Here is a 9,412-nt window from a genome sequence, read left to right on the forward strand (position 1 = left end):
ATAATAATATCTGCAACCGTTGTACCTTCCCCTTCCTCGTGTACAAACAAGGGATTAATATCCAGTTCTTTTATCATGGGATGGTTATCTGCCATGGCTTTGAGTGAAACAATATGTTTTTCTACGGTTTCAATATCCGATGGTTTCTCTCCTCGCATTCCTTTAAAGATCGGATACCCCTTGATACTTTTAATCATTCTTCTGGCAACATTTCTGCCCATGGGTGATAACCTGAAGGCAACATCTTTATAGACCTCAACAAATATACCGCCCAATCCAAACATGACAGCATGCCCGAAAACCGGATCTTTTGATAATCCCAAAATAACTTCCTTACCTTTTGGGGCCAGTTTCTGAATCAGAACACCCTCTATTTGTGCATCAGGGTTATAGGCTTTGGCTTTTTTCATAATTGTTTCAAATGCTTCTTTTACACCCTTACTATCTTCAAGCCCCACAACAACACCACCGGCATCTGTTTTATGCAAAATATCAGGAGAGACAATCTTCATGACAACCGGGTATCCAATCTTTTCCGCAATTTTGCAGGCCTGTGTCTTATCTTTAGACAAGGCCATGGGCAAGGTATTGAATCCATAACATCTGAGGATTTCATTTCCATCCAGTTCACCCAGGACCAGTCTGCCTTCTTTTAAATATCTATCAATAATCTGCTTTGCTTTAGCCGTGTCATATTCCAATTTATACTGTGGTAAAATTTTTCTGAAAAGCCATTTCATTCCCTCTCTCAGGGCACCTAAAGATCTGGCAGCACTCTCGGGAAACTGATAAACCGGTATTTTATGTTTCTGCAAAACCTTGACGCCATCCGACACATCCACAACCCCCATAAACGAGCAGACAATTGGTTTTATACTGTTCCTGGCAATATTAACAATGGCTTCGGCCGTGCCAATGGCATCGGTCATGGATTGAGGCGTTAAAATAATCAAAACAGCATCCACGCCTCGATCAGCTAATACGGTGGACAATGTATTTTCATACCGGTCCTTAGCCGCATCCCCGATTACATCCACAGGATTGTGGAAATTGGCTGTAGCAGGGAGGTATTTTTTTAATTCTTTAATGGTATCTTCTGAAAATTGGGCTAGTTTCAACCCGGATTGTTCACTCATGTCTGTTGCAATAATACCGGGTCCGCCTGCGTTTGTGATAATGGCAATCCTATCACCGGTGGGATATTTATTGGCAGCAAATGCCTGGGCATAATCAAATAATTGGTTGACCGATACACACCGCAAAATTCCAGACATGGTAAAAATTGCATCATACAAGGCATCAGAGCCTGCAAGGGCGCCTGTATGAGAAGCAGCAGCCTTTGCACCGGCAGCGGAAGAGCCTGATTTTATGGCAATCACATGGGTTGGGTTGGTTCCTGAAGTCATTTCTCTGACTTCTGTAATAAATTCTTCTGCGCCCCGGGAAAGCTCTTCCATATATATCATGACCACATCTGTATCAGGGTCATTGTGATAATACCTTAATAAATCCAGTTCATCCACATCTGCCTTATTTCCGATTGAAATAAATTTTGAAAAACCAAACCCTTTGTCTGCCGCATAATCAAGCACTGCGGTACAAAGTGCGCCACTTTGAGAAATAAATGAAACATTTCCGGGAGTGGGCATTCGGGCTGAAAAGGAAGCATTCAGGGATACTTTTGGTGATGGATTGATCACCCCCAGGCAATTAGGTCCAACCAACCTGACGCCTGCATCGGCACAAAGCACCTTCATCTCTTTTTCAATCTGAGCCCCAACACCTCCCACCTCTTTAAAACCGGCAGAGACAATCACTATCCCTTTGACACTCTTGGCAATACAATCTTTTACGGCCTGCAAAGCAGCTTTTGGGGGAAGAATAATCATAGCCAGATCAATGGGATCAGGAATAGTTGCTATACTGGTATAACACTTTACACTTAATACGGATTTTGCTTTTGGATTAACCGGATATAGGGTTCCTGTAAACCCTCCGGCCAGGATATTGGCAAAAATATCATGCCCAACCTTTCCTTTTTGGGTTGACGCCCCAATAACAGCTATAGTTTCAGGTGCAAATATTGCATCCAGTTTATCCATTTTTCCTCCTTAGGTAATATGAAAACACTTAATTAACATCTCTAAATTCTTGCATTTTTATTAAGGACATTGGCTTTATAAATTTTAAACTGATTGAATAATTATTAAACAATCTATTGTAAACACTCAATACTATTCCTTTTTCAGCCACTTTCAATCCTGTTTTATTAGAAATCATCTTCAATAATACAAATCTGCCAAGATATGATCGTGCTGTTTCCCTATTTGAGTTAATAATGCTGAAAGAAAGCCCTCCTTCTGATAAATTCTCAAGCATGCCATGAAAAGGAGTTTTATTGGGCTGCCCTTTAGAATCTAACATATAAATGGCAACTTTCCCCGAGGCTTTATACCGATTGTGATACCGCCGTTCAATTTCTTTCTTTTTAAGAATATCTTCAATTTCCTGCTTAACAAGTTTTCTGCAAAAATGCTCCAGTTTCCCGTCAAAACCTGCAAATTTTTCCACGAGCCTGGAATATTTTTCTCTTTCAAGGAAATGTAACTTAACCTGCTCCATGGAAATCACCGAAGCCGTGGCCACACTAATTGAAAAAAAAGTACACTGCCCTGATGTTTCCCCTTTGGTAATGTTTTTTAGAAATAACTCATGACCTTCCTTGGAATAAACAACTTTCAATATCCCCTGATCAATAAAAAAAAGTTTATTATTTAATTTACCCTGTTGAATGATCTCTTTGGCCGGCATTATTCTGACTTTCTTTAAAGCAAAATAAAAAGCATTGGCCTCTTCATTCGTTAATCTATCATATAAGGCAGCCCATATTTTTTTATGATTAAGGTCAATTAGTTTTAACTTTTCAACCTCAATTATTTCTGCTGAATTAATAATCTCGTTTAAAGCCATTGAATCTACTTGAATCAACTTCTCTCTAAGCTTCTCAGCTTTATTAAATTGTTTTGAATTCGCATATTTAACGATCATTTCAAAAATAAATTTTACAGCCTTTTCTTTTTGATTTTGATCAATTAATTCATTGATTTGTCTTGCAATTTCTTCAGAAGGCATGATTTTTCTCCCTTTATGAAATCAGGCATATAATATGTTGTAACTCAAAACAAATCAAATGAATAAAAAAAACCGGGATCGACTATAGTCGATCCCGGCTGTTTTTATTATATTCTTACAAATAATCTAAGTCATTAAAAATATTAAAGGCTCAATTTTGCTGATTTTAGTGTATTTTTCATGAGCATGGCAATGGTCATAGGACCTACACCGCCCGGAACAGGTGTTATGGCTCCTGCAATCTCTTTGGCTGCGTCAAAATCTACATCACCTTTAAGAATCGCTTTTCCTGTTTTCTCATTCATTCCCACCCTGTTCACACCAACATCTATTACAGTAGCGCCCGGTTTTATCCATTCGGGTTTTACAAGATCAGGAACACCTGCGGCAACAATAAGGATATCAGCCCGTTTGCAATGAAACGCAAGATCTTTAGTCCGTGTATGAACGATTGTCACGGTACTGTTGGCACCTTCACCCTTCTGGGCCATCATCATTGCAATGGGTTTACCAACAATATTGGATCTTCCCACAACAACAACTTCCGCGCCGGATGTTTCAGTGCCTGATCTTATGATCATTTCCTGGATACCGGCCGGAGTGCAGGGAAGGAATCTTGCTTCATCACCACCGATCATCAAACGTCCGACATTGACGGGATGAAACGCATCAACATCCTTATCCGGATTGATGGCAGTGAGTACTTTTTTGTCATCAATATGTTTGGGTAAGGGCAGCTGAACCAGGATACCGTGAATATCGGGATCATTGTTATATTTATCAATCAATGCCAGAAGATCTGCTTCTGAAAGATCTTCCGGCTGGTCATCCTGTATTTCATGAAATCCAAGACTGATTGCCGTTTTAACCTTTAAGGTAACATAGCTGATGGAAGCCGGGCTTGATCCCACAAGGATAGTTACAAGTCCTGGCACCTTGCCATGTTTTTCTTTCATCTGATCGACTTCCTCTTTGATCTCCGCGAGGATAGCCTTTCTTATCTCTGTTCCGCTAATAATTTTAGCAGTCATGTTTTTTCTCCTATTATTTAGAATACACCCTGTACTTTGCCTGTCTCCACATCAACATCAACCCGTTTAAAGGCTGGGTTAGATCCGGTACCCGGCATCAGGCTGATAGCACCTGCAACCGGAACGATGAATCCTGCGCCGCCATAGGTAAGGACTTCTCTTATGGTCAGCCTCCAGCCTGTGGGCACACCCTTAAGTGCGGGATTATCAGACAGGGACAAATGAGTTTTAACCATACACATACCAAGTTTTGCAAGTTCCGGGTCTGCCTGAATTCTTGCAAGGGCTGTATTTGCTTCTCCAGAATAGTCAACACCGTCTGCACCATAAACTTCCTTGGCAATCAGTTCAATTCTCTCTTTAACCGGCATATCAAGCTCATAGAGGAATTTGAACTCTGTTTTTTCTTCACAAGCCGCAACAACAGCTTCAGCAAACTCAACGGCACCGTCACCGCCATGTTCCCAATGACGGGAAAGAGCAACTCTTGCACCTTCAGCTTCACAAAGTTCACGAACTTTTGCAATTTCAGCATCTGTATCAGTATAAAACGCATTGATACAAACAACTGGTGAAATACCTGCTTTTCTGACGTTTCTAATATGATGGATAAGGTTTGCACAGCCTTCTGCAACCCACTCAACATTTTCCGAATTATACTCTTCAGGCATGGGTTTGCCAGGAACAGGAACAGGAGCGCCACCATGGCATTTAAGAGCACGGATGGTTGCAACAACAACTGCACAGTCAGGAATGAGACCGGAGAAACGACACTTGAGATTCCAAAATTTTTCAAACCCAATGTCCGCACCAAATCCTGATTCAGTCACATGGTAATCAGCAAGCTTAAGACCGACTCTGTCGGCAATAATTGAACTCTGACCAATGGCGATATTGGCAAAAGGCCCTGCATGCACGATAACGGGCTGGCCTTCAAGGCTCTGTATTAGAGATGGATTCAATGCATCCACCATCCATGCTGTCATAGCACCTGCTACCTGGAGGTCTTCCGTGGTAACGGATTTTCCTTTTTTAGTATATGCGACAACGATTTTACCCATTCTTTCCCGCATGTCTTTAAGGTCTGTGGCAACAGCAAGAATCGCCATGACTTCCGAAGAAACCGCAATACCGAATTTTGATTTCATCATAAAACCGTCGGCCTTGCCGTTAACGCCATCAATACCGATGATGATATTTCTTAACGCCTGGACACAAAAATCCATGATCCATCCCATTTCCACTCTTGTGGGATCAATGTCGATTCTTTCCATGCCGGACAGTCTGTTGAGCTGCTCATCCGTATAATTTCTTTCATGCTGCATGCGGGAAGTCAAAGCAACCATTGCTAGGTTGTGTGCATTCATGATGGCGTTGATGTCGCCTGTAAATCCAAGAGAAAATGGTGTTAAAGGGATACATTGTGCCAGACCGCCGCCAGCGGCAGAACCCTTGATATTCATGGTCGGCCCGCCTGAAGGCTGACGAATGGCTGCACAGACATTTTTACCGATTTTTCCAAGACCCTGGACAAGCCCCATTGCAGATGTTGATTTGCCTTCACCAAGGGGGGTCGGTGTGACAGCGGTCACATTGATGTATTTGCCGTCTGGTTTATCTTTAAAACGATCAAGTACTGCTCTGAAATCTATTTTGGCAATATAGTGACCCTGGGGAAGAAGTTCTTCTTTGGTAAGCCCCAGTTTTTCACCGATTTCATAGATTGTAAGCATTGTTTTTTCTGCGTCTTCTGCAATTTCCCAGTCCAGATGTTTGGTTGGATCTAGTGCCATGGTTTACTCCTTTGTTGCTGTGGACTCTAAAAATGAGTCGTTTAAAAAAAAGTGATAATAAAACCTATAGATACATTTTGACCATAAAAATCTTAACTGCTTCATCTACCTATTAAATAAAAAGTAAAAAATCAACTTTTTTCGCTTATAGGATTTGAATTTATTAACTAAATTTCATTCAGCGATATACTACATTGTGACGAATTTTCAGGATACCCTAGAGCTATAAGGGATTTGGGCAATTTTCTCTCAAAATCATTAAATTCACTCCTCTATTGACAAAAAACCGCACAGATTATAAATCATATCCTGTTATCAATAAATTAAAATTATGATAAGGGCACTTAGATGGAAAGATATTTCAAGTTAGTGTTATCTGAGTTTGATTTAGCTATTCCATTTTATATTTGTCCTTTTCCGATGACATCCTGTCAGTTTAATCTTAACCCCCCAACTCATCACAATCTTTAATATAGGAGGTAAAAGTGGGATTTGAAATAACCAAAGAAACTTATGCCGGCAGTATCAAAGGCATCACCATAGGAAAAGGTGACAATGCCCTTACCGTCGGCGGCCAGACAAGTTACCCTTTTTACCAGTTTGAAGGAGAAATGCCCAACAAACCCATTATTGCAATGGAAATCTGGGATATGGAACCTGAAGACTGGGCAGAAGCAGCCATGGCGCCATTTAAAGACGTTCTGTCTGATCCGGCGGCATGGGCAAAAAAATGCGTGGACGACTATGGCGCGCAGGCCATTGTTCTGCAATTAAAAAGCATTGACCCCAATGACAAGGACGCCGGCCCTGATGAAGCAGCGGCAATAGTAAAAAACGTCCTGGGAGCCATCAATGTTCCCCTGATTATCTGGGGCTGTGCCGTTCCTGCCAAGGATGAAGAAGTATTGAAAAAAATCTGTGAAGTATGTGAAGGTGACAACCTGATCATCGGCCCTGTTGAAGAAAAAAATCACAAAGGTATTGGTGCTGCTGCCATGGGATATGGCCACACGCTCATCTCCTCTTCTCCCATTGATGTCAACCTTGCCAAACAGGTCAATATTCTTCTTGAAAACCTTGGCATGCCTCTGGATAAAGTAATTGTTGAACCCACCACAGGCGGCATTGGCTATGGGCTTGAGTATTCCTACTCTGTTATGGAACGTCTGTCACAAGCTGCCATGACCCAGGGGGATGACAAACTCCAGAACCCCATGATCAACAACCTGGGTAATGAAGTCTGGAAATGCAAAGAAGCAAAACAGACGGTTGAAGAGGCACCTGAAATGGGGGACCCTGAAAAACGCGCCATTCTCATGGAAGCAGTCGGTGCGGTATCCTACCTGCTTGGCGGTTCAAGCATATTGATCATGCGCCACCCCGAATCCATCAAGCTGGCCAAGGCATTTATTGGTCTTATCGCTGACGGTGGTTCAGCCATGGATGTACCCGCCATTGAGAAACGCATGGATGACGTAGAAATTGATTTTACAGCTCTCTCTCCTGATGTTGACCTGACCATTGAAGAAGAAAAAAAGAAAGCCGCGCCTGCTAAAAAAGCAGCGCCTAAAAAAGAAGCGCCCAAAGCTGCTGCAGCACCGGCTCCTAAAAAGGAAGAGGCAAAAGCCGCTCCTGCGCCTAAAAAAGAAGCAGTTGCAGCGCCTGTAGCAGATCCGGAAGCAGAAGCAAAAGCCAAAGCAGAAGCTGAGGCCAAGGCAAAAGCAGATGCCGAAGCAAAGGCAAAAACTGAGGTTGAAGCAAAGGCAAAAGCGGAAGAAGAGGCAAAAGCCAAGGCAGAAGCAGATGCTAAAGCCAAAATAGAAGCTGAAAAACAGGCTGCAAAAGATGCTGCTGCAAAACGAGAAGACGAAGAACAGGCCTTAAGACAAAAGAGAGCAAAAGAACAGGAAGAAAGAGCGGCAAAAGCTGCCACACCCAAGGATAAAAAGGTTACAATGACAGCAGCCAAAGCCCAGAAAGCCGGCCTGTCTAAATTTAAAAAGATTAGAAGATAATGCAGCTGAAATTCTTCAAACCTGGTGTTGATAAATGAGCAGGCTTGAAGATATTAAAGCTTTTTTAGAATTAATTGCAGTTTAAATTATGAATTTAGTAACATAATAATATGAGGAGGAACCTCTAATGGCAGAAGAAAAGAAAAAAGTGAAAGCTCCGAAACTGGCTGATCCAATTGCATCTTCCATAGATGTAGCATCACAGGAGATGATAGCACGATCCCATGAGCTTGGGGTTGAAACGATTTTTGACAGAGCCCTTACAATGAAACAATGCGCAATAGGCGTGCAGGGCACATGCTGTAAAAACTGTTCCATGGGCCCCTGTCGCCTCCCTCTTCCCAAAGCAGGGATTGAAGGAGAAGACACGAGAAAAGGCCTTTGCGGCGCAACAGCCAACACTATCGCAGCAAGGAATTTTATAAGAATGATAGCCGGCGGCGCAGCAGCCCACTCTGATCATGGGCGGGGTGTTGCAGAAGTCTTTTTGTCTGTAGCACGAAAAGAGACAGATGCTTATGAGATTAAAGATTTTGATAAACTCCTTGAAGTTGCCAAGTATCTTGGCGTTGCCACCACCGTTGAGGTGGATGGAGAAGAGCTTGACAGAGACATGGATGAAATCGCAGTTGAAACTGCAGAAATTGCATTAGGCGAATGGGGCAAGCCAGAGGGGCACGTCCTGAGCGTAAAAAAGGCACCCAAAGCCCGTTATGAACTCTGGGAAAAAATGGGTGTCCTTCCAAGAAATATCGACAGGGAGATCGTTGAGATCATGCACCGCACCCATATGGGCGTTGATCAGGATTATAAAAACCTGATGAAACAGGGTACCCGTGCAGCCATTGCAGACGGATGGGGCGGCTCCATGCTGGCCACCGATCTGCAGGATATTCTCTTTGGAACCCCTTATCCGCTTCATTCCGAGGCCAACCTCGGCGTTATGAAGGAAGATCATGTAAATATCGTTATTCACGGCCATGAGCCTGTTTTGTCGGAAATGATCATTGCTGTGGCGCAAAAGCAGGAGATGATTGATTATGCCAAGTCAAAAGGCGCAAACGGGATCCAGCTTTCAGGGATGTGTTGTACAGCCAATGAAATGCTCCAGCGCCACGGAGTACCTATTGCCGGCAACTTTCTGCAACAGGAGCTTGCCATCATAACCGGCGCATGCGATGCCATGGTGGTGGATATCCAGTGCATTATGCAGAATATCGCCAATGTAGCCGAATGCTTTCATACCAAAGTGATCACCACCCATCCCATCGCCAGGATGGAACAGGACAGCGTTATTCATATCGAGTTTGACGAACACCATGCCGTAGAAGACGCCGAACGGATCATTAAATTGGCCATTGACAATTTTGAAAATCGCAGTGCAGAGGTTATGATTCCGAAGCACAAAGCACCTGTCGTGGCCGGTTTTGGTGTTGAATCC

Annotated in this window: 6 protein-coding genes; 2 read left to right on the plus strand and 4 right to left on the minus strand. The window is 42.9% G+C overall.

The genetic code is table 11. The features are described 5' to 3' along the window. From K8S13_RS12450 to K8S13_RS12465, 4 genes are all read right to left on the minus strand, one after another. On the minus strand, positions 1–2,102 hold a 2,102-nt coding region (locus K8S13_RS12450; RefSeq protein WP_291462922.1), incomplete at its 3' end, for an acetate--CoA ligase family protein. Between the two features lie 28 nt (positions 2,103–2,130). Then, a complete protein-coding gene (locus tag K8S13_RS12455) occupies positions 2,131–3,132 on the minus strand; it encodes a cyclic nucleotide-binding domain-containing protein (RefSeq protein ID WP_291462924.1) in 1,002 nt (333 codons plus the stop codon). Positions 3,133–3,275: 143 nt separating this feature from the next. After that, complete coding sequence (gene folD, locus K8S13_RS12460; protein WP_291462926.1) at positions 3,276–4,163, minus strand: bifunctional methylenetetrahydrofolate dehydrogenase/methenyltetrahydrofolate cyclohydrolase FolD; 888 nt, start codon at positions 4,161–4,163, stop codon at positions 3,276–3,278. Between the two features lie 17 nt (positions 4,164–4,180). Next, positions 4,181–5,956 (minus strand): formate--tetrahydrofolate ligase, encoded by a 1,776-nt coding sequence (locus K8S13_RS12465; protein ID WP_291462928.1) that lies wholly within the window; start codon positions 5,954–5,956, stop codon positions 4,181–4,183. Positions 5,957–6,441: 485 nt separating this feature from the next. Here K8S13_RS12465 and K8S13_RS12470 point away from each other — a divergent pair, with 485 nt between their 5' ends. Together K8S13_RS12470 and K8S13_RS12475 are read left to right on the plus strand one after the other, a co-directional pair. Next, positions 6,442–7,971, plus strand: a complete 1,530-nt coding sequence (locus K8S13_RS12470; protein ID WP_291462929.1) for an acetyl-CoA decarbonylase/synthase complex subunit delta — start codon at positions 6,442–6,444, stop codon at positions 7,969–7,971. Positions 7,972–8,098: 127 nt separating this feature from the next. After that, positions 8,099–9,412 (plus strand): carbon monoxide dehydrogenase (locus K8S13_RS12475; protein ID WP_291462931.1); only part of this gene is annotated, 1,314 nt, incomplete at its 3' end.

It is taken from the genome of Desulfobacula sp. (assembly GCF_021107415.1).

Coding starts and splice junctions, on each gene's coding strand:
- K8S13_RS12455 (WP_291462924.1), bottom strand. CDS start 3,132: ATGCCTTCTGAAGAAATTGCAAGACAAATCAATGAATTAATTGATCAA.
- folD (WP_291462926.1), bottom strand. CDS start 4,163: ATGACTGCTAAAATTATTAGCGGAACAGAGATAAGAAAGGCTATCCTC.
- K8S13_RS12465 (WP_291462928.1), bottom strand. CDS start 5,956: ATGGCACTAGATCCAACCAAACATCTGGACTGGGAAATTGCAGAAGAC.